Source organism: Mameliella sp. LZ-28, from assembly GCF_012274245.1.
Lineage (GTDB): Bacteria > Pseudomonadota > Alphaproteobacteria > Rhodobacterales > Rhodobacteraceae > Antarctobacter > Antarctobacter albus.
This window is the reverse complement of record NZ_JAANYX010000038.1, coordinates 123,170-148,147: the sequence shown is the minus strand read 5'-3', so window position 1 is coordinate 148,147 and position 24,978 is coordinate 123,170. Positions and strand designations below refer to the sequence as shown.

23 protein-coding genes are annotated in these 24,978 nt (G+C 63.8%); 16 read left to right on the top strand and 7 right to left on the bottom strand.

Annotation, left to right across the window (positions count from 1 at the left end; translation table 11 throughout):
* Window positions 1–35: 35 nt before the first annotated feature.
* The gene (locus tag G9Q80_RS27375) at window positions 36–536 is read right to left on the bottom strand and encodes an FxsA family protein (protein WP_043142859.1); all 501 of its coding nucleotides are present in this window, start codon (window positions 534–536) and stop codon (window positions 36–38) included.
* A gap of 105 nt (window positions 537–641) precedes the next feature.
* On the opposite strand from G9Q80_RS27375, the gene G9Q80_RS27370 reads away from it, so the two are divergent.
* From G9Q80_RS27370 to G9Q80_RS27360, 3 genes are read left to right on the top strand one after another with little or no spacing between them, the layout of a single operon-like run.
* Window positions 642–1,304 carry a Tim44/TimA family putative adaptor protein gene (locus G9Q80_RS27370; protein WP_069211174.1) on the top strand — a complete coding sequence of 221 codons (663 nt, stop codon included), beginning with the start codon at window positions 642–644 and terminating at the stop codon, window positions 1,302–1,304.
* Window positions 1,301–2,341: a murein transglycosylase A gene (mltA, locus tag G9Q80_RS27365; protein WP_088715955.1), complete on the top strand. Its 1,041-nt coding sequence runs from the start codon at window positions 1,301–1,303 to the stop codon at window positions 2,339–2,341. Before G9Q80_RS27370 ends, mltA begins: the two co-directional genes overlap by 4 nt.
* Window positions 2,338–2,937, top strand: a complete 600-nt coding sequence (locus G9Q80_RS27360; RefSeq protein ID WP_088715954.1) for a Smr/MutS family protein — start codon at window positions 2,338–2,340, stop codon at window positions 2,935–2,937. The genes mltA and G9Q80_RS27360 overlap by 4 nt, the downstream gene beginning before the upstream one ends.
* A 110-nt stretch (window positions 2,938–3,047) precedes the next feature.
* Here G9Q80_RS27360 and G9Q80_RS27355 read toward each other — a convergent pair whose 3' ends face one another.
* Window positions 3,048–4,259 carry an MFS transporter gene (locus tag G9Q80_RS27355; RefSeq protein WP_088715953.1) on the bottom strand — a complete coding sequence of 404 codons (1,212 nt, stop codon included), beginning with the start codon at window positions 4,257–4,259 and terminating at the stop codon, window positions 3,048–3,050.
* A 58-nt stretch (window positions 4,260–4,317) separates the two neighbouring features.
* Entirely contained in the window at window positions 4,318–5,436 is a 1,119-nt protein-coding gene (locus G9Q80_RS27350) for a polysaccharide biosynthesis/export family protein (protein WP_223306218.1), read from the bottom strand.
* A gap of 130 nt (window positions 5,437–5,566) precedes the next feature.
* Between G9Q80_RS27350 and G9Q80_RS27345 the strand changes: the two genes are divergently transcribed.
* Both G9Q80_RS27345 and G9Q80_RS27340 read left to right on the top strand, forming a co-directional pair.
* The gene (locus G9Q80_RS27345; protein WP_088715952.1) at window positions 5,567–6,370 is read left to right on the top strand and encodes an NAD-dependent epimerase/dehydratase family protein; all 804 of its coding nucleotides are present in this window, start codon (window positions 5,567–5,569) and stop codon (window positions 6,368–6,370) included.
* Window positions 6,367–6,996 carry a sugar transferase gene (locus G9Q80_RS27340; protein WP_088670026.1) on the top strand — a complete coding sequence of 210 codons (630 nt, stop codon included), beginning with the start codon at window positions 6,367–6,369 and terminating at the stop codon, window positions 6,994–6,996. The genes G9Q80_RS27345 and G9Q80_RS27340 overlap by 4 nt, the downstream gene beginning before the upstream one ends.
* Window positions 6,997–6,999: 3 nt before the next feature.
* On the opposite strand, the gene G9Q80_RS27335 is transcribed toward G9Q80_RS27340, so the two are convergent.
* Window positions 7,000–7,683, bottom strand: a complete 684-nt coding sequence (locus tag G9Q80_RS27335; protein WP_088715951.1) for a YjbF family lipoprotein — start codon at window positions 7,681–7,683, stop codon at window positions 7,000–7,002.
* Window positions 7,680–9,827, bottom strand: coding sequence for a YjbH domain-containing protein (locus G9Q80_RS27330; RefSeq protein WP_082024660.1), 2,148 nt, complete (start codon window positions 9,825–9,827; stop codon window positions 7,680–7,682). Before G9Q80_RS27330 ends, G9Q80_RS27335 begins: the two co-directional genes overlap by 4 nt.
* A 233-nt stretch (window positions 9,828–10,060) precedes the next feature.
* On the opposite strand from G9Q80_RS27330, the gene G9Q80_RS27325 reads away from it, so the two are divergent.
* The 11 genes from G9Q80_RS27325 (at window position 10,061) to G9Q80_RS27275 (ending at window position 23,647) form a co-directional block, all read left to right on the top strand.
* A complete protein-coding gene (locus tag G9Q80_RS27325; RefSeq protein WP_043143130.1) occupies window positions 10,061–10,891 on the top strand; it encodes a flagellar motor protein MotB in 831 nt (276 codons plus the stop codon).
* A gap of 95 nt (window positions 10,892–10,986) precedes the next feature.
* Window positions 10,987–12,291 carry a flagellar hook protein FlgE gene (locus tag G9Q80_RS27320; RefSeq protein WP_043142880.1) on the top strand — a complete coding sequence of 435 codons (1,305 nt, stop codon included), beginning with the start codon at window positions 10,987–10,989 and terminating at the stop codon, window positions 12,289–12,291.
* A gap of 34 nt (window positions 12,292–12,325) precedes the next feature.
* Complete coding sequence (flgK, locus tag G9Q80_RS27315) at window positions 12,326–13,774, top strand: flagellar hook-associated protein FlgK (protein ID WP_088715950.1); 1,449 nt, start codon at window positions 12,326–12,328, stop codon at window positions 13,772–13,774.
* Between the two features lie 12 nt (window positions 13,775–13,786).
* A complete protein-coding gene (locus G9Q80_RS27310; protein WP_088715949.1) occupies window positions 13,787–14,785 on the top strand; it encodes a flagellin in 999 nt (332 codons plus the stop codon).
* The gene (locus tag G9Q80_RS27305; protein WP_088715948.1) at window positions 14,785–15,891 is read left to right on the top strand and encodes a flagellar basal body P-ring protein FlgI; all 1,107 of its coding nucleotides are present in this window, start codon (window positions 14,785–14,787) and stop codon (window positions 15,889–15,891) included. The genes G9Q80_RS27310 and G9Q80_RS27305 overlap by 1 nt, the downstream gene beginning before the upstream one ends.
* Window positions 15,892–15,959: 68 nt before the next feature.
* On the top strand, window positions 15,960–16,829 hold the full coding sequence (gene motA, locus G9Q80_RS27300; protein WP_088670029.1) for a flagellar motor stator protein MotA: 870 nt from the start codon (window positions 15,960–15,962) through the stop codon (window positions 16,827–16,829).
* Entirely contained in the window at window positions 16,826–19,096 is a 2,271-nt protein-coding gene (locus tag G9Q80_RS27295; protein ID WP_088715947.1) for a hypothetical protein, read from the top strand. Before motA ends, G9Q80_RS27295 begins: the two co-directional genes overlap by 4 nt.
* Before the next feature lie 187 nt (window positions 19,097–19,283).
* Window positions 19,284–21,359 (top strand): flagellar biosynthesis protein FlhA, encoded by a 2,076-nt coding sequence (gene flhA, locus G9Q80_RS27290; protein ID WP_088716000.1) that lies wholly within the window; start codon window positions 19,284–19,286, stop codon window positions 21,357–21,359.
* Window positions 21,356–22,123, top strand: a complete 768-nt coding sequence (locus G9Q80_RS27285) for a flagellar biosynthetic protein FliR (protein WP_069211181.1) — start codon at window positions 21,356–21,358, stop codon at window positions 22,121–22,123. The genes flhA and G9Q80_RS27285 overlap by 4 nt, the downstream gene beginning before the upstream one ends.
* Window positions 22,124–22,130: 7 nt before the next feature.
* Complete coding sequence (locus tag G9Q80_RS27280) at window positions 22,131–23,219, top strand: EscU/YscU/HrcU family type III secretion system export apparatus switch protein (RefSeq protein ID WP_088715946.1); 1,089 nt, start codon at window positions 22,131–22,133, stop codon at window positions 23,217–23,219.
* A complete protein-coding gene (locus G9Q80_RS27275; RefSeq protein WP_088715945.1) occupies window positions 23,216–23,647 on the top strand; it encodes a hypothetical protein in 432 nt (143 codons plus the stop codon). The genes G9Q80_RS27280 and G9Q80_RS27275 overlap by 4 nt, the downstream gene beginning before the upstream one ends.
* 68 nt (window positions 23,648–23,715) lie before the next feature.
* On the opposite strand, the gene G9Q80_RS27270 is transcribed toward G9Q80_RS27275, so the two are convergent.
* Together G9Q80_RS27270 and flgH are read right to left on the bottom strand one after the other, a co-directional pair.
* Entirely contained in the window at window positions 23,716–24,240 is a 525-nt protein-coding gene (locus G9Q80_RS27270; protein WP_043142908.1) for a flagellar basal body-associated FliL family protein, read from the bottom strand.
* 9 nt (window positions 24,241–24,249) lie between these two features.
* Window positions 24,250–24,978 carry a flagellar basal body L-ring protein FlgH gene (gene flgH, locus G9Q80_RS27265; protein ID WP_167645267.1) on the bottom strand — a complete coding sequence of 243 codons (729 nt, stop codon included), beginning with the start codon at window positions 24,976–24,978 and terminating at the stop codon, window positions 24,250–24,252.

The window sequence follows — 24,978 nt, the reverse complement described above, 5'->3', positions numbered from 1 at the left end:
CTCAGCGCGAGGCATAGCAGCGCCCGCGCAAAGCCTCAATGCCTCGTCCAGCCCGAACCGGGGTGATTGGGGGCCTTCTCCTTGGGAACCTCGGTGAACTCGCCGTCGATCACGTCGCCCTGGCCGGATCCGGCACGGGGATCGGGATAAACCGGGCCGCGCGGGTCCGGTCCCATCTGGAACCGGGTCACATGCACCCGCCGACGCAGCCAGGCAAAGACCGCCGTGCGCACCGGCGGCGCAAGCAGGGCAAAGCCCACCGCATCGGTAAAGAACCCCGGCGTCAGCAGCAGCGCGCCCGATACAAGGATCATCGCCCCATGCGCCAGCGGCTCGCTGGGATCGTCCAGGTCGGAAAAGCTGCGGCGCAGGTTGTCCATCGCCAGCCGCCCTTGCGCCTTGACCAGCCAGGTCCCGATCACCGCCGTCAGGACGACCACCGCCAGCGTCGGCCACAGGCCGATCAACCCGCCCACCTGGATGAACAGGGCGATTTCGATCAGCGGGACCATGAGAAAGGCCAGGAACAGCCACATGGGAAGATCCTCCATATCAGGGCGGGGCAGGTAGACTCACCCCAACGCCTCACCTACATAAGGATGCAAGCAAGATCTTTAAACGCTGCCTGCAAAGAGGTGCCGATGAACTCTCCCATCCTCCAGCTTCTGGTCCTGGCCGGAATCGCCATTTTTCTCGTTCTGCGCCTGCGGAGCGTGCTGGGCACCCGGGAGGGGTTCGAAAAGCCGCCAGCTCCGGCGCCAAACGACGACCGCCGCCGTTCCGCACGCGACTTCGAGGTGATCGAAGGCGGCCCGGACCATGACATCATCGACCACGTCGCCGAGGACAGCGACGCCGCCAAGGCCCTCGCCGCGATGAAACGGATCGAGCCGCATTTCTCGGTGTCCGAGTTCCTTTCGGGGGCCCGCGGGGCCTATGAAATGATCCTCATGGGCTTTGAACGCGGCAATATCGAAGACCTGCGGCCATTTCTCGCGGATGACGTCTATCAAACCTTTGCCGAGGTCGTGGAACAGCGTGAACAGCAGGGCCTGACCATCGAGGCCGAATTCATCGGTGTCCGTGAACTGACGCTCGCCGATGCCACCTTTGACGAAGGCTCGCGACTGGCCGAGATTTCCGTGCGCTATGTCGGCGAGCTGACCTCGGTCGTCAAAGATGCGACGGGCGAGGTGATCGAAGGATCGCCCACCGCGGTCAAGCGTCAGAAAGACGTCTGGACCTATGCCCGCAACATGGGCAGCGATGACCCCAACTGGCAGCTTGTCGCCACGGACGAATGACGCGCCTTCTCCTTGCGATCACATTTGCGATATCCCTCATGACCGGCCCCGCCTCCGCAGAGACGGGGCCGCGTTATGACATCCTGGATTTTGCCGATCTGCAGGGATGGGCCGAGGATGACCATGCTGCGGCCCTTGCCGCCTTTCTGGAAACCTGCGGCGATCTCGACGATCCGGACTGGTCCGCGCTGTGCGGCCTGGCCCGCGAAACCGATGACGCGCGCGGATTCTTCGAACTGCTGTTCCGCCCGGTCCTGATCCAGGATGAGGCGGAAATGCTGTTCACCGGCTATTTCGAACCTGAACTGAACGGCGCGCCCTACCGCAGCAGCACCTACCGATACCCGGTCTACAAGATGCCGCCCGAGGCGCGCGCCAGCCGTCCCTGGCTCACCCGGCGCCAGTTGCTCACCTCCGGGGTGATGGAGGGCAGGGGCCTTGAAATCGCCTGGGTCGATGATCCGGTCGAGCTGTTTTTCCTGCAAATCCAGGGGTCTGGCCGTATCCGCTTTCCGGACGGGCGGATGATCCGCGTGGGCTACGGCGGCGCCAATGGCCACCCTTATCGGTCCGTCGGCCGGGAATTGGTGCGGCGCGGTGTCTATACTGCGCATCAGGTCTCGATGCAGGTCATCGCCAACTGGGTGCGGCGCAACCCGGTCGCGGGGCGTGAACTGCTCTATCACAACGCGGCTTATGTCTTTTTCCGAGAGGTCAGCGAGGTGCCGCCGGAAAAAGGACCGCTGGGCGCGATGAACCGCTCGATCACGCCGCTGCGCTCGGTCGCCGTCGATCCCCGCTATACGCCGCTGGGTGCGCCGGTCTGGATCGAAAAGGCGGGCGCCGACCCGATGAACCGGCTGATGATCGCCCAGGACACCGGCTCTGCCATCAAGGGGGCGCAGCGGGCCGATATTTTCTATGGAACGGGTGACGACGCCGGCCGCATTGCCGGGCGCACCAAGGACGGCGGGCGCATGATCGTTCTCATGCCGATCCAGCGCGCCTATGCGCTCTTGCCCGAACCGGTGCAATGACCCGGCGGCGCAAGCTACGGCCCGAAGAGCAGGAGCTCTGGCAACAGGTCGCCCGAACCGCAGATCCGCTGCACAAGCGGCCCGCCCGCAAGTCGGAAGAGGCCAAACCCGAGCCAAAACCGCTGTCCTCCGGAAAGGAGACGCCGCGCGATCCGCTGTCGCCCTTTACGATGGGGGACAAATCCGCGCCGCGGACCCAGACCCATGTCTTTCCGAAAACCACCGCCGACCATTTGCACGAGGCGCCGGTGCGTATGGACGCCAAGGCCTTTACCCGGCTCAAGCGCGGCAAGCTGGTGCCCGAGGCCCGCATCGACCTGCACGGGATGACCGTGGACCGCGCGCATGGCGCCCTGGCGCAGTTCATCCTGAATGCCCATGCCCGGGGATTTCGGCTGGTGCTGGTCATCACGGGCAAGGGCCAGCGTGAAGACCCCTATGACCCCATGCCCCGCCGCCGCGGTGTCCTGAAGACGCAGGTGCCGATGTGGTTGCAGATGCCGCCCTTGGCGGGGGCCGTCCTGCAGGTCTCGCAATCGCACCGCAAGCACGGCGGCGAGGGCGCCTATTACGTCTATCTCAAGCGCCGCCGCTGAGCTTGTTCCGGGCCCTGCGTGGATGCCGGGTTAACGATGTCTTGCCGCTTTGTACGAAATGCCGGAAACGACGTACAAAACGTACGTTTTGTACAAACTTCGGGGCCGCGTCACAGCATCTTCCGTGCCCGCGAAACCCCCACCCACATCATCGCCGTGGCAAAGAGGAAATAGAGCGCGACGCCGATATACTGCGTCTCGATCCCCACGCCGAAGTCGATCAGGTAGCCGGTGATCCCCGGCCCGATGGCAGAGCCGAAGACCATCACCGCCGCCGCCATCGCCTTGATCGCGCCCAGGCTGCGGGTGCCGTAGAACTCTGCCCAGAAGGCATTGGGCAGGGTATGTGTCGCCCCCGTGGTCATCGCCACGAACAGCAGTCCGACCAAGGTCCAGCCCAGGCTATCACCCAGGGCGAAACAGAAAAACCCAACGAACATGGGCAGTTGCGACCAGGGGATCAGCCGCCCGGTCCCCAGCCGGTCCAGCAGACCGCCCGCCATGACCATCGCGCCGACCGCCGCCGCCGTGTAGATCGGGAACAGGGCGGTCAGCTCCAGGTGGGACCATCCCTTGACCTCTGCGAAGTGCACCTGCTGAAAGAAAAATGCGGTGTTGAAGGCCGGCGGCCCCAGCAAGGCCGGCACCATGAACCAGAACAGCCAGTGTTTCAGCACCTCGGGCCGGGCCCAGTGCCTTTGGTCCATGCCCACGGAATGATCGGTTTCCGCATGGCTTTGTGGCGTCCGTTCCCGGCGCAGCAACAGCAGCAGAACAGGGACTGCCGCAAGGCTGACACAGGCCACGGCCACCCAAAGCCAGCGCCAGTCCATCACCAGCATGAGCGAGACGAAACTGACCGGCAGCAGCGCCTCACCCAGGGCGAAGCCGAGGCCAGCGACCGAAAGCGCCTTGCCCCGCGTCGCAACGAACCAGCGCGACATCGAGACGACGGCGGTGTGGCTGGCCATGCCCTGGCCGCAGAACCGCAGCGCGAAGATCACCAGCGGCAGCAGGGCCGCCCATGCGTTCAGGGCCATAAAGAGGCAGGAACTTGCCAGCAAAATCAATACGATAGACCCGATCACGCGGGTCCGGAACCGATCCGTCAGCGCGCCTGCCCAGACCATGACCACCGCCGAGGCGCTGGTCCCGATCGTGTAGATCCCACCCCATTGCCCGTGGCTGAGGTCGAATCCTTCGCGGATTTCACCTGCAAAGATCGAAATAAAGAAGGTCTGGCCGAAGCTCGACAGAAACGTGAGCAGCGCGCCGGCGGACAGCCAGCGCGCGTTTTCGGCGAGAAAGCGAATGAGACCCATGTCCCGCCCTTGTCCCGCGATGTGTGAAAATGCGGACGCTGAACGCGTCCGCCAGAGGTCAGTTCGAAATGGCGTTCGCCTGGGCCGACACGCCCAGCACCGCCCCGACCATGCCAAAGATTGTCTGCGCCGAGGTGATCGGGCTTTCCGTGGCAAGCACGGTGTCATCGGGCTGGATCTGGAACTTGCGCGCGGCAAAGAGACCGTCGGCGGTGGTCAGGTCCAGCGTGAACACGACTTGCTGCATCCTTGGGCCATGCCCCGTGGGACTGATGGCCTTGGCGGGATACTCCCGCAGCACCAGGACACCCTTGGGATCTGCACGGGTATCGGACAGGCCGCCCATCAGCGACACGGCCTCAAGCGCGGTGACGTAATCCTTGGGGAAATAGATCAGGTTCTCGATCCCGCTGGCGCCAAGGGCGGTAAAGCTGCGGTCATCCTGTTCGATGACAACCGTGTCTCGGGGCAGGAGGAGCGCGTTCTTGGAACCGTCCGACAGCAGTTGCGACACCGAGATCTCGTAGGTCTTGGAGCCGCGCAGCAGGCGGATTCGGGGGTTGCGCAGATCCGGCATCACGCCGCCGGAATCCGCCAACAAGTTGAGAACCTTGTAGTTTCTCGACGGAAGGGGGTAGGCACCGGGTTTGCCGACGCCACCGACCACGTCAACCGTGTGATCACGGCCCTGCTGCAGGTTAAGCTGAACCTGTGCCGACGGCAGGATCGGTGCCAGCCGTTCCTGGATCTTGGCACGGGCGCCGGTCGCGGTCAGGCCGCGCACGCCAACCTTGTTGACGTAGGGCAGAAAGATTGATCCCTGCGAGTCGACCTCGACACCCTTGATCTCGGCAAAGCGTTCGCCGGGGCTGGTCAGCAGGGAGTTATCCTGGCTGTCCCAGATGATGATGTCGATGCGGTCGCCGGTTCGGATGACCGAGGAACTGCTGCCGTGGCTGGTATTCGGCCAATGGTAGTGCCCGTGCCAGCCGCTGGCGGACCATGTGGCAAGACCGGGAACATTTTCACGGGTGACTTCGATCACCTGGAAAGTCGGTTTTTCCGCGTCCTTCTGGTTGAGTACCTCGGACTGGATCGCCGCGCCGCGCGGCAGGCTGCACGCCGCCAAGGCAAGAACGGCGGCCAACAGGGTGATAAGTCTCAGTTTTGCAGACACTCCAGTCCCCCAACCGGTGTTTGACACTTTCTAGCGGTTCAATCCGCTGATAGACAGTCTGACGGTCGATTGAAAGCGAATTGAGGGTCAAACCGTGGCAGGAACACAGCAATCCCGCAAGGTCCTGCTGATGGGTGCCAGTGGAAAACTTGGCCGAATGCTATGCTCTTTATGGCAATTCAACAGGTTTTCTCTGGTTCCGGTCTACCGTTCGGAAGGGCATGGGGGCCTTGTCTGGCAGGTCGGCGGACCTCTGCCGATGATCGAAGACGTGGCCGCAGTGATTGCCTTTTGGGGTGTGACGCCGCGGCCTGGATGCAACTTGGACGATAATTCGCGACTTGCCTTGGCGGCCTTGGACCTGGGCAAGTCAATGGGCGCAGGGGTGGTGCTGCATTGCTCGAGTGCCGCGGTTTATCGGCCGGGGACAAGCCCGGTTTCGGAAGCTGACCGGGCCTGTCCCGGTTCGGACTATGGCCGTGCCAAGCTGGCGATGGAAAAGGCGATTGAGGAAAGCGCCAGTGGCGAGGGGCCGCGCAATATCATCCTGCGGATCGGGAACGTCGCGGGGGCTGACAGTCTCTTTGCCAATCTGCGCCCCGGAGGGCGGATCACGCTGGATCGCTTTCCTGACGGGTCAAGCCCGGCGCGCAGTTATATCGCCCCGCCCGACCTTGTGCGCGTGATCGAGGCGCTGGTCGAAGACGTTACCGCCGAGGGCACGTACAATGTTGCCGCGCCCGTGCCGACGGAAATGGGGGAAATTGCCCGCGCCGCCGGCTGCACCATCGACTGGCGCGTCGCCCCCGAGACGGCGGTGCCGAAGGTCTGGCTGGACACGTCCCGGCTGTCTCGGATCCTTGCTCTGCCATCTGGGGCGGCTGCAGCGGATCACCTGGTCAAGGGCGCCCAAGCGGGGGGCACCTGGCCATGAGGACGCGGCGGCCCCTGCTGCATACGCTTGATTTCCTTTATGCAATCGGGATGACGGTGCTGCTCTCACCACTCATTCTTTACGTGGCGGTCGTGGTCTGGCGCAACGATGGCTGGCCAATCATCTATCGCTCCGAACGGATGAAAAGCCCGACGCGGTCCTTCTTGCTGTGGAAGTTCCGGACGATGAAGAATGACCCGGCCGATGCCGGCGTCACCGGTCCGTCCAAGTCCGGCCGGATCACGCCGACAGGTGCCTGGTTGCGGCGCAAACGGCTGGATGAACTCCCGCAGCTCTGGAATATCCTGAGAGGAGACATGGGCTTTGTCGGCCCCCGCGCGCCGCTGCGCCGATACGTCGAGAAATACCCCGAGATCTATGCAGAGGTGCTGAAGGAACGGCCCGGGATCACGGGGATGGCTTCGATGGCCTATCACAGGACAGAGGAACGCCTGCTGGCGCGGACTGAAAGTGCGGAAGAGACCGAAGAGGTCTATTGTCGCCGCTGCATCCCGCGCAAGGCGCGCCTGGATCGCCTGTACGCGGCGCGGCGCAATCCCTGCACGGATCAACGGCTGATGTGGGCGACGGTTTTCCGGCGGGTGTCCATGCACCGGCGCCGCTGAGGATCAGCGGCGCAGAACCTGCGAGTTCACATAGCCGATATAGCTGCCCAGCCAGTGCTTGCCGCTGTAGATGTAACCATCAGAGCCGACAACGTAGGCATTGGTGAAATCGCGCGACATGCCGTCGGCGGCGGTACACTTGGCGGTCACAAGCTGCCCGCTGGCGCGGACGAGCCCGGCTGCCACGGGCACTGTGCCACCCGTCGTCAGGTAGCAGGTGTAGCGGTGTATCTCGGTCACGTCCTCGGGCGTGAGGAAACGCTGGTCATAGCTGACCCGGCCTTCACGGCGTGCCTTGACGTAGGAAAGCAACTGGTCCTCTTCCGAGGACATCAGGTCACCGCCCAGGCCACGGGTTGACGTGATCATGCCATCGCGCAGGACGATCACCTGGCGGGCCGGGTTGCCGTAGGTCTGGTAGGGACCATTGCGCTGGATGTTCTGCAGAAGAACCTGAACCTTGTCGCGGCTTTCCAGTTCGAACAGGTAGACGGAATCCGTTGTGGCCCCCAGTGCCTTGGCGATCTGCTGCGGTGTCAGCGGCTTGGGCGCTTCCTTCTTTGAAAAGATCGCCTTGGGCAACTGCTTGAGAATAGCTGCCGTGTCCTTGTTCGCGTTGCCGCAGGAAACCAGGGCCAGGGCCGCCGTCAGGGCCAGGCCGATGCGTGTAATGCTGCGCCGGGTCATCGCCAGAACCTTCCCCAAGAATTGACAGCGTCCGGTTTGTGGTAGTCGCGGACCTGTTCGTAGAGACGCCCGTTGACGTTCAGACGCGCGCCGCCGTCCCGCGACAGCGACTGGATCAGGACATCGTTCCGGCGCCGCGACGGTTGGCCGAAGAAGGTGGCCAGCGGCATGGTGAAACGGATGCCCTTGTCGAACGAACCTTCGCCGAAGTCCTCGAAGGAGGCATCGGTAAAGGTGGCATAGGCACCCACGCGCCAGCCATTCGCGAACTCGCGGTCCAGAGCGACCGTCGCGCCATAGTCGCCTGCCAGGTAACGGCCCACGTCAAGCTGTCCGTGGAACCCGTTGCCGAAGGCATAGTAGGCCGAGACATGGCCGTTGACGTTGGGGATCTCGCGCTTGACGCCCGTCACCGGGTCCGTCGTCGTCATGGACTGCAGGCCAAAGAGCTGGTCGAAGTCACGGCGCTGGATGTAGTTCAGCTCTGCCCCCAGTGCGAGACGGCTGTTGACCGGTTTCCACAACAGTTCGGCCGAGGCACCGGCGTACATCTGTTCAAGGTAGCCCAGCGTCACGCGGGAATAGACATTCTTGGCCGGGCGTCCGTAGTGCGCCAGCTGCAGGTACTCGATCGCCGGATCGCCTTCTTCCGAGTAGCGGGCGTGGTCGGTGCGCACGCGCGGCAGGTTCGACTTGTCGAGGCGTTTCACCTTGTCGAGGTTGCCGGTGAGCTTCTTGGTGATCGACCCGCTGGCAATCAGGTTCGGCGTGATTTCGTATTCCGCCGAGGCGCGCAGACCCGCGTCGAAACGCACAGGGTTGTCCGGGTCAAAGACCGAGAGCTGCACGAACGGTGAAATGGCCCAGGTGAATTTCGGGTAGATGCCGTCATCCGGCGGTGGCGCCTTGCCAAAGCCGTCGCCGAAGTTGGTCCGGGCCAGCATCTCGTTGGCGGCATCATGTTCCAGCCGCTCGAGGTCGGACCGGCGGAAGGTGACGGCGGACATCGCCATGCCGTTGACCACGGGCACGATCTCGAACACCTCGACCGAGGCTGGCATGACTCGGGTCATGACCCGGGCCAGTCTGCCAAAGGCCTGTGACGGGGCACCGTATTTGGGATTCACCAGACGAACGGTGACACGGTTGCTTTGCAGGTCGATGCCCTCGACCTCCAACCCTTCCTTGGCGGCGAGGTTCTTGAGCGAAGCCGTGACGGAAGCCGAGCGCTGGGAGTCCAGCGTCCAGCCAAGGTCCGCAGCCGATCCGGGCGCGCGGGGCGCGACCGGAAGGCCCGATGGCTCTGTCCCGCCGGGCACGCCCAGGGTCTTGGGGTTGGTGACAAAGGTGAACTGCGCGCCGATTTCCGTGCCCAGGACGTGGTATAGCGAAAGCTGCCCACCATTCTTGAACCGGTAGTCGACACCGAAGTTCCAGGGGCTGGATTTCTTCGATGTGCCGCGCTGAACCTCGTCGACATAGTCGTCAGAGGAGTATTCCACCTTGAAGGTGTAGCGGTCGTTGGGCGAGTAGGAGACCCCGCCAAAGGCGGCCACGTCGCCACGGAAAAAACGGTCGATTTCGGGCAGGCCACCCTGGTTGGTGATCTTGCCCGGCCGCGTGCCCATGTTGCCAAAGGGCTGGTAGGACCCGTAGCGCCCCCAGCCAAGACCGCCGGTCAGCGTCAAGCCGGGATACACCGTTTTCGACGCGACCAGGTATTCGCCCGAGTAGATGCCCGTCCCGATGAAGTCCTGGATGCCGACGACCACCGAGGGGCGGCGTTCGGTTTCGGTCAGGAGCTGGTAGCGGAGGTCAAAGCTGCGGTCGAAGAGCGTGCCATTATTGGCGGTGAAGTTCTCGATCGCGGAATAGCGGAAGGTGCCGGACAGCCGCGGGAGGATCTGGAAATAGAGCGTGGTCCGCGATGTGCCGCCGAAATGAGCATAGGTCCCGGCAAGGGTCGCGTCTGGCGGCACCTGTGCGGTGGGCATGTCAACCAGGCCGGGAGAGCCGTACAGGTTGAACGGAAGGCTGTTCACACCCTCCTCTGCCCGGACGGCGCCGCCGAGCGCGGACAGAATGGTGCCCGCAAGCGCGACGCGCCGTACGAGGCCCGATTTTCCGTTGTGAAAACCCGGCATGGTCCCCCACCTCGTTGCCAACACTGTTTCCCGACCCTTGCTAATGTGTTCGTCTGGCCCTGTCCATTCGAAGGCGGCGGCCAGGGCCATATTGTGGGAAAATCGGCACGCCCTTGCCGTCTTGTCTACAAGATGTGCGTGCGCTGCGCTTTAACGGTACATTTTGAAACGTTAATCGAGTGGTAAGCCGCCCGCCCCTAAACCTGTACCCAGGTGAGAGAAAGGTGGGAATGATGAGTGGCGACAGCAATGTCGCGCCAGTCATCATCAAACGCAAAAAGGTGATTGCGGGCGAAGGGCATCATGGCGGTGCCTGGAAGGTGGCCTATGCCGACTTCGTGACCGCGATGATGGCCTTTTTCATGTTGATGTGGCTGTTGAACGCGACAACGGAAAAACAACGCAAGGGGATCGCGGACTATTTCAGTCCGACGATCGCGGTGGCCCGGGTTTCGGGTGGCGGCAGCGGCGCATTGGGCGGAGAGTCCGTCTTTGCGGAAAACACGCTGCCTAGGGTCGGAACCGGGGCCACGAGCCTGCGACCGCAAGCCGAGAGCAGCCGTGACCCGGGTCTGGACAGCAAGGTGTCCGAAGGACCGGAAACCGCCGAATTCAAGAAGGTCGAAGAGCTGTTGATGGGCCGCGGCGGCGAAAGCATGGTTGCCGACGAGCTGCTGGAACACATCGTCACCGAGGTGACGGACGAAGGCCTGGTGATCGAGTTCTTCGAGACCGCGCAGGCCCGGCTTTTCGATGACGAGGCGCGGCCGACGCAGCTTCTGAAGGATCTGGCGTTGGTCCTGGCCCGGGCATCCGATGTCGTGTCCAACCCGGTTGCGATCGAGACGCATACGACCAGCTACCCGGTTGTCCTGGCCGAGAACCCGGCCTGGCAGATATCGCGCGACCGGGCAGAGGTCTTTCGCGAACTGGTCATAGCCCGTGGGCTGGAGGAAGCGCGGGTGCAGCGCCTGACGGCCTATGCGGACCGGGAACCCAGCACCTCCAACCTGCTGGACCCGCGCAACAGCCGGATCGAGGTTGTCTTTCTGCGCAGGAACTGACTCAGTTTTCGTGGGATTTTACCTGTTAGGCCCGCGTTAAACCCACGCCTTTATCTGTTGTCGTGAATTCGGAGCGACGGCAGAAAGGCTAGTCCATGACAATCTCCTCTTCCCTCAATGCAGGTGTTGCGGGTCTCGCGGCCAATGCGACGCGGCTGGGAACCATTTCCGACAACATCGCGAACTCCGCGACCAAGGGGTACAAACGGGTCGAGACGGATTTCTCCTCGATGGTGATCGCGTCGAACGGGTCCGGCTATACCGCCGGCGGCGTGCGCACCACCACCACGCGGATCATCGACCAGAGCGGCGCGTTGGTGGGCACCAGCAACGCAACCGATATCGCCGTGCGCGGCAACGGGTTCATCCCCGTCGCCGAGGCGACGGAATTCGCGGCAACCGGCGATCCGCAGATGTTCCTGACCACCACGGGGTCCTTCCGGGTCGACGCGGATGGCTACCTGCGGACCGAATCCGGCCTGCTGCTGATGGGCTGGCCGGCCAATTCCGATGGGTCGTTGGCCTCCTACGCACGCGACACGGCGGAAAGCCTGGAACCCGTGCGGATCAACCGCAACCAGGTCACCTCGGAACCCACGACGGCCATCACGCTCGGCGCGAACCTCGCGGCATCGGCGACCGATTTCGATGCCACTGGCGCACCCGAAGTCCTGCCGATCGAATACATTGACAACCTGGGCCGGTCCGAAACCCTGACGGTGACATTCACGCCGACGATCCCTGCCACGGGTTCGTCGAACGAATGGACGATGACCATCGTCGATTCTGCCACCTCTGCAGGCGGCAACCCGGTTGGCGAATATACCGTGACCTTCAACACCGGCGCGGCAGACGGCGGCACGCTGTCCACGGTGACAACCACGACGGGCGGCACCTACAATGCCACCGATGGCACGATCATCGTCACCACCAATGGTGGCCCGGTCGAAATCACCATCGGCGCGCCCGGCACCAGCGGCGGGCTGACCCAGGTCGGCGACAGTTTCAAGGCGCTCAACATCTCCAAGGACGGGTCCGCCGCCGGGTCCATGACCACGGTCGAGATCGACGAGAACGGTTTTGTCCACGCGCTGTTCGATACCGGCGCCTCGCGCGTGATCTACCAGGTGCCCCTGGTCGACGTGCCGAACCCCAACGGGCTGATCTCGATGGACAAGCAGATCTACATGCCCTCGCCGGAAAGCGGCAGTTTCTTCCTCTGGGATGCAGGAGACGGGCCGGTCGGTGACGTCGTGCCCTTCGCGCGTGAGGAAAGCTCGACCGACGTGGCCAACGAACTGACGGCGATGATCCAGACCCAGCGGGCCTATTCGTCGAACGCCAAGGTCATCCAGACCGTCGACGAGATGCTGCAGGAAACCACCAACATCAAGCGCTGACGGTTCATCCGTCAGCTTTTCAGGGGGTCGCTAGATGTCTCTTTCCGGTGCGCTGTACAATGCCTTCAGCGGGCTCAAGGCCAATTCCCGGGCCGCGGGCCTGGTGTCGACGAATATCTCAAACGCCACCACCGAGGGGTACGGCCGGCGGACACTGGGCCTTGCACCCGGTGCCGTCGGCACCACCGGCGGCGTACGTATCACCGGAACGGTGCGTCATTCCGATCCGGTCCTGACCGGGGACCGGATGATGTCGGACGCAACCCTCGCCCATGCGACGGCCGGGTTCGAATTCGCCAGCCGGATCGAGGACCTGGTGGGCGATTCCGGCACGCCGGGGTCGCTGACCGACCGCGTGAACGCCTTCGAGAACGCGTTGCTGACAGCCTCGTCCAACCCGGCCTCGACACAACGGCTGGAACTGGTGGCAAACACGGCGGATTCGCTGGCGCGGGCGCTGAACGGCCTCAGCGATGAGGTCCAGTCCGCCCGGCAGACAGCCGATAACCGGATCGCGGCACAGGTCGAAACCCTGAATTCCGCCCTCTCGCGGCTGGATTCCCTGAACGACAACATTGTTCGGGCCGGCTCGACCGGGACCGACCCGACGAGTTTCTATGACGAACGGCAAAGGGTGCTCGACAGCATCGCCGAAATCGTGCCCTTGCGGGTGGTTGAAAGGGAAGAAGGTGACATCGCGGTCTTTACCCGGGGTGGCGCCGTCCTGCTGGATGGGCGCCCGTTCGAGGTGGGGTTCGAACCGAACCATGCCATCGGACCGGGCATGACCTTCGCCAACGGCGACCTGTCGGGCCTGACGCTGAACGGCGTTCCCGTCGATACCCAGGGCATGAGCATGTTCGCCGGTGGCAGCCTTGCCGCCCAGTTCGAGATCCGCGACGTGGACGCGGTCGAACGCCAAGCGCAACTGGACGGGATCGCCCGCGACCTGATCGAACGGCTTGGTCCCGGCGGGCCGGACACGACGCTGGCGGCGACCGATCCGGGACTGTTCACCGATGGTGGCAGTGCCTTCGTGGCCGCGGATGAAACCGGTATTGCCGGCCGGATCGAGATCAACGCCCTCGTCGCACCCGACAGCGGTGGGGCATGGCGCCTGCGGGACGGGCTTGGCGCAGCCACGCAGGGCGACGTGGGCGATGCCCGCCTGCTGCAGGGGATTTCGGAGGCTCTGAGCGCCTCGACTGTCCCGGCCTCCGGCGGTCTGACTGCCATCGCGCGCAGCTTTGCGAACCACATATCGGAATTTGCCTCCTCCGCGGTGGGAGAGCGGGTGCGGGCGGAAAACGCCCAGACATTCGTGTCGATCCAGAACACAGCCCTGTCCGAGATGGAACTGTCCAAGGGTGTGGACACGGACCAGGAACTGCAGCGGTTGATGCAGATCGAACAACACTACTCCGCCAACGCCAAGGTCATGTCGACGGTCGACAGCCTGCTTGAGCGGTTGATGTCCATTTAAGGAGGGCCCGTGATGGAAGTTATCGGGGATATGGCACGCGCGCTGGTGCTGCGTACCAACCAGGTACGGCTGCGCCAGGAAATGGACCAGCTGGCGGTCGAGGTCGCCACCGGGTTCGTCAAGGACGCGGGACAGCATCTGCACGGCGACCTGACCGGCCTGCAATCCATCGACCGGTCACTGGCGCGGTTGGACACATACAGGGTCAATACGACAGAGGCGACCTTTCTGTCCGGAACGATGCAAACGGCCCTGGACGAGATTCAGGATCGCAGCGAGACCCTGTCGCAATCGCTGATCGCCGCCGAGCTGACGCCGAACTCGGCCCTGTTGAACACGATGTCGGACGATGCGGAAAACGCATTGGGACAGGTTCTGAACGGGTTGAACCGCTCGGTTGCCGGGCGGTTCCTGTTTTCCGGAACGGCGACCGACCGCGAGGCGGTGCAAGGCGTCGATGACGTGCTGAACGCTGCGCGCATGGCGCTTTCAGGTCAGACCGACATGGCCGGGATCGAGGCGGCGCTGGACAGTTTCTTTGGCGCCGGCGGCACCTATGAAACCACGGTCTACCAGGGGTCGAACACCGGACTCGCCCCGCTGAAGCTGAGCGAGACGGAAAGTGCGAACCTCGATATCCGGGCCACCGATCCCGTGTTCCGCGAAGTCCTGAAACCGATGATCATGGCGGCCTTGGCCACCGATGACACGCTGGGCCTGTCCCAGGACGTGCAGATCGAAATGCTGACAACCGCCGGACAGGACCTGCTGGCCGCGCAACAGGACGTGGTCGAACTGCGTGCCGGGCTCGGCGCGCTCGAGGCGCGCGTCGAAGAGACCACGGCGCGCAACTCGGCAGAGCATACGGCCACCAATATCGCGCGCCTCGATCTGGTCGGGACTGACCAGTACTACACCGCGTCGCGCTACGAGAACATTCGGACCCAACTTGAAAGCCTTTACACGATCACCGCGCGGTCACAGCGACTGTCGCTTGCGGAGTTCCTCTGATGTTGACACGTTTCTTCACCGCCTTTGTCATAGTGGTTTCACTTGCCCTTCCGGCGGCCTCCCAATCGGTCCGGATAAAGGACCTGGTCGAGGTCGACGGCGTGCGTTCGAACGATCTGGTCGGGTATGGCTTGGTCGTGGGTCTGAACGGCACGGGCGACGGGCTGCGCAACTCGCCCTTTACCGAAGAGATCATGTCCAACATCCTGGAACGGCTGGGCGTGAACGTGACCGGCGAGCAGTTCCGTCCGCGCAACGTTGCGGCGGTTCTGGTGACGGGCAAGCTGCCGCCTTTCGCGCGGATCGGCAGCCAGATCGACATCACGGTTTCCGCGATTGGCGATGCCAAAAGCCTGTTGGGCGGGACGCTGATCATGACCCCGCTGAACGCGGCGGACGGTCAGATCTATGCCGTGGCCCAGGGCACGATCATCGCCGGCGGTGTCGAGGCCGAGGGCGAGGCGGCCCGCGTTGTGCAGGGCGTGCCGACGGCTGGTGTCATTCCCTCCGGCGCGCGTGTCGAGCGCGAAGTGCCCTTTGATTTCACGCAATTGTCGACACTTCGCCTTGCCCTGCGCGAGCCGGATTTCACCACCGCCGCGCGGATTGAGGACGTGATCAACCGGGCCGTCGGTCGCCGGGCGGCCACCATGCTGGACGCCGGGACGGTCCAGGTCGACCTGCAGCGCAGTGGCGCCCGGTCCCCGGCGCGGGCCGTTGTCGCCATCGAGAACCTCGCGGTCGAGCCACAGCGTCGTGCGCGTGTCGTTGTCGATCAACGCTCGGGCACCATCGTGATGGGTGCGGATGTGCGGATTTCCCGAGTGGCGGTGTCCCAGGGCAACCTGACCCTCCGGATCGAGGAAGCGCCGCTTGCGATCCAGCCCAATCCCTTCAGCGACGGTGACACCGTCGTGGTGCCGCGCACCGGCGCCCTGATCGAGGAAGACCCGGGCATCGGCCTCGCCGAAGTGCCGACCGGGACCAACCTGTCCGAGGTCATCGCCGGCCTCAACGCCTTGGGTGTCAGCCCGCGGGACATGATCGACATCCTGAAAAGCATCAAGGCCGCCGGTGCCTTGCATGCGGATTTCGTGGTGATGTGAAGGGCCGCTGAGGCTTTCTTAACGGCTGGCTGTCAGGTTGGCGGCGGCACAGGAGCGGGAGAGCGCAGATGCTCGGAATCATTGGTATCGTTGTGATCTTTGCGATGGTCTTCGGCGGCTATCTCGCGGCTGGCGGCAAGCTGGCGATCATCCTCAAGGCGCTGCCGTTCGAATTCATGATGATCGGAGGCGCGGCAACCGGTGCCTTCCTGATCAGCAATGACGGGGCGACAGTCAAGCACACGATCAAGGATGTCGCCAAGGTCTTCAAGGGTGCCAAGTGGAAGCCCGACGACTACCGCGATCTTCTGTGCCTGCTGTTCGAGCTGATCCGGCTTGCGCGGCAGAACCCGGTTGCCATCGAGGAACACGTGGAATCGCCCTCGGAGTCGAATATCTTTGCCAAGTATCCCAAGATCCTGGCCGACAGTCACGCGATCGAACTGATCTGCGACACGATGCGGTCGGTCTCGATGAACTACGACGATCCCCACCAGGTCGAAGAGGTGCTGGACAAGCGTCTGGACGCGATGCAGCACCACGCCCTGATGCCCAGCCACGCCCTGCAGAGCATGGCTGACGCGCTGCCTGCGCTGGGCATCGTCGCCGCGGTTCTGGGGGTGATCAAGACGATGGCCTCGATCGATCAGCCGCCCGAAGTGCTGGGCAAGCTCATTGGCGGCGCCCTGGTCGGCACCTTCCTGGGCGTGTTCCTGGCCTATGGCCTGGTCGGTCCGTTCGCGGCCAAGGTCAAGACCGTTGCCGAAGAGGACCTGCATTTCTATCACCTGATCCGCGAAGTGCTGGTCGCGAACCTGCATAACCACGCAACCAACATCTGCATCGAGGTCGGACGCCAGAACACGCCGGATCACTACCGGCCCAGCTTCGAGGATCTCGAGGATGCGCTGAAATCCGTCAAACAGGAGGCGGCATGATCCGTATCGCGCTACTGATCCTTCTTTCGGTTTGGCCCCTGCTTCTGTCAGCACAGACCGTGACAGTGCGCAGCGGCGAACACGGAGAATTCACACGGTTGGTGCTGACGGTGCCTGAAGGCACGACATGGGCGCTGTCCCCGGATGCAGAACGCAACCAACTGGGGCTGGAAATCGAAGGTGGACCCTATGAATTCGACACTTCGTCGGTCTTTGACCGGATCGGGACCGGTCGTATCCGTGACCTCGTTGTGGCAGAGGGGGGGCGACGGCTGGACATTGCGCTTGCCTGTCAGTGCGCGGCCGAGGCCTTTGTGCTGCGGAATACCATGTTGGTCGTCGATATCTCCGCTTCCGAGGTGCCGCTTGCACAGGCGGTCCGAACTGGGCCGAAACCTGCGGAGCCTCGGGGCGTTGGACCGTCGCCGGTCGTGCTGGATCTTTCCCGCGTCCGCGTTGCCGATGTTCCCCGGATCGGTCCGGAGCCGGTGCACGACCCTGGTCTTCCCTACCTTGCCCAGCGCCTCGACGTGGACCCAACAACTGCCGGACTTGATCATGCAGCGCGCGATCCATCAGTTGCGCGTGACTTGGGCAACCAGATCGCGGCTGATCTGGCGATTGCGGCCACCCAGGGTCTGCTGGACCCGGCGCTGACACCATCCCCGGCGCCTGCTCCGACACCTGCCGAACCGGCGCCCAAGTCCCCCAGCCTATCGCCCGAGATTGATCCCGACCAACCAGCGCGCCGGTTGGCTGCCGGCATGTCGGGACTGGATCACATGGACCTTCAGAATGGCCGTATCTCCATCGGTGGCGACACCTGTGTGGCGGCCGGCAGCCTTGCCATCGCGGCCTGGGGAAAGCCCGGTGACGATCCCAACCACGCACTGGCCAAACGCCGCAGCGCAGTCTTCGGCGAGTTTGACCGCATCGGGGAAGAGGCCCTGGTGAGCTATGCCAAGGCATTGATCTACTACGGGTTCGGCGCCGAGGCGCGCAGCGTCCTGTCGCTGCAGCCAGAGGTGGACGCGCCTGTCGTGATGGCTCTGTCCCATCTTGTGGATGGCGACGGAGATCCCCTGTCACTTTTCTCCCAGCAGGCGCACTGCGAGGGACCAGCAGCGCTCTGGTCCGTTCTCGCGCTTGCTCCGCCAAGTGGTTCTCCCCAAATCGCGGATTCGGCGATTCTCCGCAGCTTCGAGGCATTGCCGAAACACCTCAGGACCCACCTGGGACCGATCCTCGTCGAACATCTTGCCACCGCGGGTTATCCCGATACCGCACGCGATGTCCTGCGTCGGATGCAACGCATGGAGGGACATGAGACGGACAGCATCGCGCTGGGCAAGGCGCAGCTTGCGCTGCGCGATGGCGATCCTGCGGAAGCGGGCAAAAGGTTGCAGGATCTTTCCATTGCCGGCGGACCGGAGGCTGCAAAGGCCGTGGCCGCGGCGATTGACCTTGCGGAGGCAACGGATGCTCCGGTTCCGACACGGATCGTCGAACTTTCGGATGCTTTCGCCACCGAACTGCGAAACAGTGAGGATGGGCCGAAACTCTGGCAGGCCCATGTGCGTTCGCTACTGATCAACGGGCATTTCGATACCGCGTTCGATGAATTGGACTCGCCGCACGGCATGCCAGAAGAGATTGCCGATACGATGCGGCAGACGGCGATGCGGTTCCTTGTCGACAAGGGTGAGGATGTCACCTTCCTGAAATTCGCGACGCGTGCACTCGCCGACGGGGATGACCCCGGGCAGGACGCCCTGGGGATTGCGATTGCCGAGAGATTTCTCGACCTGGGTCTGGCCGAGTCTGCCCTGCAGCAACTCGATAGCCTGTCAGAGCCGACAAGCGCACCGGAGGCGCGAATCGCCCGAGCCCGTGCCCTATTGGCGCTGGGCCGGCCCGAGGAGGCCGAAATCATCCTGATCGGCCAGCGCGGCGACGAGGTGGGGCGCTTGCGGGCCGAGGCACGCAGCCAGATGGGGGACCATGTCTTTGCAAAATCCATCTTCTCGGATGCGGGCAGGACCAGCGAGGCGGTGACCTCGGCCTGGCTCTCCGGCGATTGGCAGGACGTCGCCGAAAGCGACACCGTTCTGGCACCGGCAGCCGATCTGATGCAGCAGGAGCCACCGGTCTTCGATCCGGCCCAGGTCAGTCTTGCCGGTGTCGATGCTGTCTTTGATGCCAGTACCCGTTCGCGTGAGACCCTGCGCGCCCTTCTCGATGCAACCGCCGTCCCGTCCAACCCGTAAAATTCGTTACGGTTTCTAAATTCTTCTGCCTTAGCCAGTTAGCAGGGCAGACGGATTGGAGAGGCCGGAAGATGGCGCGTTCTTGGAAGCTGGCAGAATACCGAACCGACACGGACGTTGAACGCGGCACCGGCGCAAGGCCGGTGCCTTGCGTTTGTGCCTCGTCGCAACAGGGGGGTCATTGATCATGTCGCTCTCGACCCTGTTCAAACCGACGATCCTCATGGCCGTGGCGCTCATGGCGGTGATCGTCATGATGATCCTGCCGATGCCATCCTGGGTTCTGGACGTGGGCCTGGCGGCCTCGTTCGGGCTGGCGATCCTGATCTTCACGGTCACGCTCTTCATCGAGCGGCCGCTGGATTTCTCCGCCTTTCCAACGATCCTGCTGACCTCGCTGATGCTGCGGCTCTCTCTCAACGTCAGCTCGACCAAGCTGATCATCGGCCAGGGGCATACCGGAACCAACGCGGCGGGTGAGGTGATCGAGGGATTCGCCAACTTCGTCATGGGTGGCAGTGTCTTCCTGGGCCTTGTCGTCTTCGGCGTTCTGATGATCGTCAATTTCGCGGTCATCACCAAGGGGTCGGCCCGGATGGCCGAAGTGTCCGCCCGGTTTGCACTGGACGGCATGCCGGGCAAGCAGCTTGCCATCGACGCTGACATGTCCGCAGGTGCGATCGACCATGCCGAGGCCAAGCGCCGCCGCGAAGTCGAACAGCAGGAAACCACCTTTTTCGGGTCGCTCGACGGTGCGTCGAAATTCGTCAAGGGCGACGCGGTGGCGGGTTTGCTGATTACGCTCCTGAATCTCGTGATGGGGATCATCATGGGCGTCGTCGTGCATGACATGCAGTTGGCCAACGCGCTGGAGACTTATGCCATCCTGACAGTTGGCGACGGTCTGGTGTCGCAGATCCCGGCGGTCATCATCTCGATTGCCGCAGGCCTGCTGCTTGCCCGTGGCGGTGCGACTGGCGCGACCGACGTGGCGCTGGCGGCCCAGCTGGGGCGCCATCCGTCCGCCCTTTTGGCGGTTGCGGTGCTCATGGTCCTGTTCGCGCTGGTGCCCGGCCTGCCGTTCGTTCCCTTCATACTCGGCGCGGCTGTTCTCGGGGCGACGGCATGGTGGCTGGCCAAACGCCCGTCAGAACCGGAAAAAACGGATGACGAGGATGAGGAAGACAGGGCCATGCCGGTTCAGCACATGGGAGATGTCCTCGACCTCGACGACATCCATGTCGAATTTGCACCGGACCTGGTCAACATGGTGCTGGACCCAGGAACCGGCCTGGACGTCCGCATTGCCAACATGCGCCGGCACATCGCCGCGCATTTCGGGCTGATCCTGCCCGAGATCCGGCTGACCGATGCGGCGTCCCTGCCAACCGGAACCTATGTCGTCCGCATCCACGGGGTGGAGATGACGCGCGGCGAACTAAACCCGGATTTCGTGCTGGCCCTTGTGCCCGAGAACAACGGCGCGCTGCCAAACGGCAAGGATGTGACCGAACCGGTCTACGGGGCGCCGGCGCGCTGGATTCGTCCCGAGGATCAGGACAAAGCGGCCATCACCGGGGCCACGATTGTCGCCCCGACGGAAGTGCTGGCAACACATCTGCTGGAGGTCATCAGGCGCAACTTCGGACGGCTGCTGACGCTCAAGGCCCTGCGTCGCCTGCTGGACGAGATGGTATCGCTCAGCAATCAGAGCCGGGCAGAAGCGAACAAGAAATTGCTGGACGAGCTCATCCCCGACAAGGTGCAGATCGACACGCTGTTGCAGGTGTTGCGGCTTTTGCTGGATGAACAGGTGTCGATCCGCAACCTGCCGCTGATCCTGGAAACCATCGCCGAGATGCGCGGCCAGCAGACCCAGCCCGAGGTGGTCTGCGAACACGTGCGCCAGCGGCTGGGGTTCCAGCTGGTGGCCGGGATGCGGCGCGACGACGGCACCATCCCGCTGGTGCAACTGGCACCCGAATGGGAAGAGACGTTCATTTCTTACCAGGTGGAAAACAGCCAGGGCGCGCTGGATGTTGCCCTGCCGCCGGAAAAGTTCGAGGCGCTGACCAGCGGCCTGGCCGACACCATCGGCGAGGCCGGGCAGCGTGGGGTGTCGCCCGCGGTCGTGACTTCGGCCCGCCGTCGCCGCTTCTTGCGCACGGTCATGGTGGCCAAAGGGTTGAGCAATCCGGTCATGTCCTACGAGGAAATCGGGCTGGAGGCGCGCCCGGCGCTGGTTGGCGTGGTGGCCGCATGATCGCGGTTCAGCCCCTGCTGGATCTCCTGGGTGGCACGCTCTGGACTGCGCTCGTGGTTTTCCTGCGGGTCGGCGCGGCCCTGGCGGCCCTTCCCGGACTGGGTGAACAGGTGATTTCTGTCCGGGTCCGGCTGATCCTGGCGCTGATGCTGACGGCCGTCGTCGTGCCTGCCGTGGGCCCCGGGCTGGATCTGCCGCCCCCAGGGCTGGGCAGTTTCCTGCGTGCCCTGGCCACAGAAACCCTGTCGGGTCTGTTTCTGGGCATCATGCTGCGCCTGTTCATCCTTGCGATCCAGACTGCCGGGGCCATCGCCGCGCAATCGACGTCACTGTCGCAACTCATGGGGCAGTCCGGCCTCGATCCGCTTCCGGCGATAGGTCATATCCTGACCACCGCAGCCCTGGCGCTGATGATGGCGACCGGGTTTCACGTCAAGGCCGCCGCTTTCCTGGTGCTGTCCTACGACCTATTGCCGGTGATGCAGTTTCCCAACCCGGCCGATGTCGCCGAGGCCGGCCGCCACCGCGTCGGGCAGAGCTTCGCGCTGGCCTTCAGCCTGGCGGCGCCCTTTGTCCTGATGTCGGTGATCTACAACCTGACGCTGGGCGTCATCAACAAGGCCATGCCACAGCTCATGGTGGCGTTTGTCGGCGCCCCGGTCATCACATTTGGCGCCATCGCCTTGCTGCTGGTTTCGGCGCCACTGCTGCTTTCGGTCTGGTTGCAGGCCTTCGAGGCCTTCCTGGCCGCACCTTTCCGGTAGGCGCGCGATGGCAGAGCAGGACGAATCCTCTGAAAAGAGCCACGAACCATCCCAGCGCAAGCTCGACGAGGCGCGCAAGAAAGGTGAAATCGCCCGCGCCCCGGACCTGCTCACCGCGATGGCCTACCTGGGGATGCTGGTCTGCATGACCGCGGCGGGTGGGTACAGCCTAGCCAGTTTCGCCGAGGCGCTCCTGCCGCTCATCGAACAGCCCGACCGCCTTGAATCCCTGTTCTTCCGCGATGGTGCACCGTCGATCGCCGGCTCCCTGATCTCGGAGAGCCTTGGCCCGGCGTTGCCCTTTCTCTTTGCGCCGGGGGTGTTGGTCTTGCTGGCACTCTTTGCCACGCGGGGCATCGTCTTTACCGGCTCGAAACTGGCCCCCAAGATCTCTCGCATCAATCCGATCGAGAATGCCAAGAACAAGTTCGGGCGCCGGGGGCTGTTCGAGTTCTTCAAGAGTTTCGTCAAGTTGAGCGTCTATTCCGTCCTGCTTGCGGTCTTTCTTGGCGGACAGCTGGACCTGATCGTCGGCACGGCGATGGCCACCCCCGGTGAGGCGGTACTGCGCATGACCGACCTGATGAAGCATTTTCTGCTGATTGTCGTGCTGATCGCCGCCGTGATCGGCGGGATCGACCTGTTCTGGCAGCGCGCAGAGCACATCCGCAAGAACCGCATGACCCAGAAAGAGCTTCGCGATGAGATGAAGGAATCCGAGGGTGATCCGCATCTCAAGCAACACCGCCGGATGCGGGCGCAGGAAATGGCGCTGAGCCAGATGATGGGCGATGTGCCGACGGCGGATGTGGTGATCGTCAACCCGACCCATTATGCCGTCGCCCTCAGCTGGAGCCGTCTGCCCGGCTCTGCCCCGGTCTGCGTTGCCAAGGGCACCGACGAAGTGGCGGCGCGCATTCGCGAAACCGCGCAAGAGGCGGGTGTCCCGATCCATTCGGATCCGCCCACCGCCCGCGCGCTATTTGCCACGACCAAGATCGGCGAGGAAATCGCGCCGGATCACTATCGCCCTGTCGCTGCGGCCATTCGATTTGCGGACAGCATGCGGCGCAAAGCAAAGGAGAAAGGCTGGTGACCAGCAAATTCGACGACCTGATCGCTGCAACGGATCTCTTGCTGGAACGCGAGCTAGAGGCGCATCGTCGGAACATTTCCGAAAGCGCCCGGGTTGCTGGGGAACTGGCCCAGATCGACGCCATGCGCCGTGCCGCCCAGACCGACCAGGGGGCCGTGGGCGCGCGCCAGTTGCTGGGGGCGGATACGCTCTGGCAGGGGTGGCTGGTGGGCAAGCGGGCCGAGGCCCTGCGCCAGAGCGCGATTGCCCGCGCCCGCGAGGGCGAGAGCCTTGCCCGCGCGCGCACGGCCTTTTCCCGTGCGCAGGCGGCAGAGGCGCTTGCCCGCGACGAAAAGGAAGCCCGAAAAAGACGCAGGCTCAAGGCCGAGGCCGAGGCTATCGACGCCCTGGGTGTGCTGCGCGAGGCAAAGGCGCGCGGTCTGGACTGACCGGAGGCACGACAAGACCCGCCCGGTTCCGGGCGGGTCTTCGACGAGCAGGGTAACTGTGCCTGGTGTCAGGCGGCGTCCTGGCGGGCGATCTCGGTGATCAGCACGTCTTTTACGTCGGTCCCCAGCACCGAACGCGCCGCGTCCAGAAGGGCGGACCGGAGGATATCCATGCGCTCCCCGGCGGTGAAGGCACCCTCGAACCCGCCGATATTGGCATGGTCGAACATCACTTGCAGAAAGACGTCGCGCAGCTTGGGTTCCCTTTCGTAGACCGCCTGCGATCCGCCGCTCGAGACCTCGATGCTCAACGAGGCGACGACCAGCGCCTCGACGCGCTCGGTGCTCATGATCGGGATGACGAACTGGTTGTTCATCTTGACGTATTCGTTGCCGCTACCGCTGTGGCCATCGTCCTTGTGACCGTCCGCCGCCGGGGGCTCTGCATGGTCCTTGTCGGCATGTTCGTCGTCATGGGCATCCGCGGCGACGTGTTTGGGATCCTCGTCCGAGGGCGCAAGGACCAGCCCGGCGCCCACGCCGGCGCCGGTTCCCACCAGCGCCAGGATCAGGGGAAAGAGTTTCTTGAGCATGAACCGGCCTCAGAAGGGTAGGATCGCATCCAGCACCTGCTGGCCGATCCTGGGTTGTTGCACGTCTGTGATCTGACCACGCCCACCATAGGAAATCCGGGCCGAGGCGATCTTGTCATAGGTGATTTCATTCTGGCGCGAGATGTCCTCGGGGCGGACGTAGCCCGTCACCAGCAGCTCGCGCAGTTCGAAATTCACCCGCACCTCCTGGCTGCCTTCGATGGCCAGCACGCCGTTCGGCAGGACGTCGATCACGGTGGCGGCTACGCGCAGGGTCAGGCTCTCGCTGCGGCGCACCGATCCATCGCCGCTGGCATCGCTGGAGGACTTGATCGACACCGCGTCGTCCAGGCTGGCCCCGTCGGTGATGCCCTGGTTGATCCGTTGCGGCACCCCGAAGAGATGCGGAATGCCAAGGCTTTCCGAGCCCGAGCGCGACCGCGAGGTCTTGTTCTTAATCTCTGCCTTTTCGTCGATCTCGATCACCACGGTCATGATATCGCCGCGTTTCATCGCGCGCCGGTCGCCCAGCAAAGAGGTCTGACCCCCGCTCCACAGAGAGGCACGGTCGGCGCCAAGGCGGGGCGCGCCGTCCTGCGGCAGGCCGGAGGCAATCATTGCCACCCGTTCCGGGCTGCTCTTGTCCGGGGTGAAATCGGGGGTCTTGCCGATGTGGTTCACCCGCGCGCAGGCGCCAAGGGTCAGGGCCAGCCCGATCAGGCCGATGTATCGCAGCAT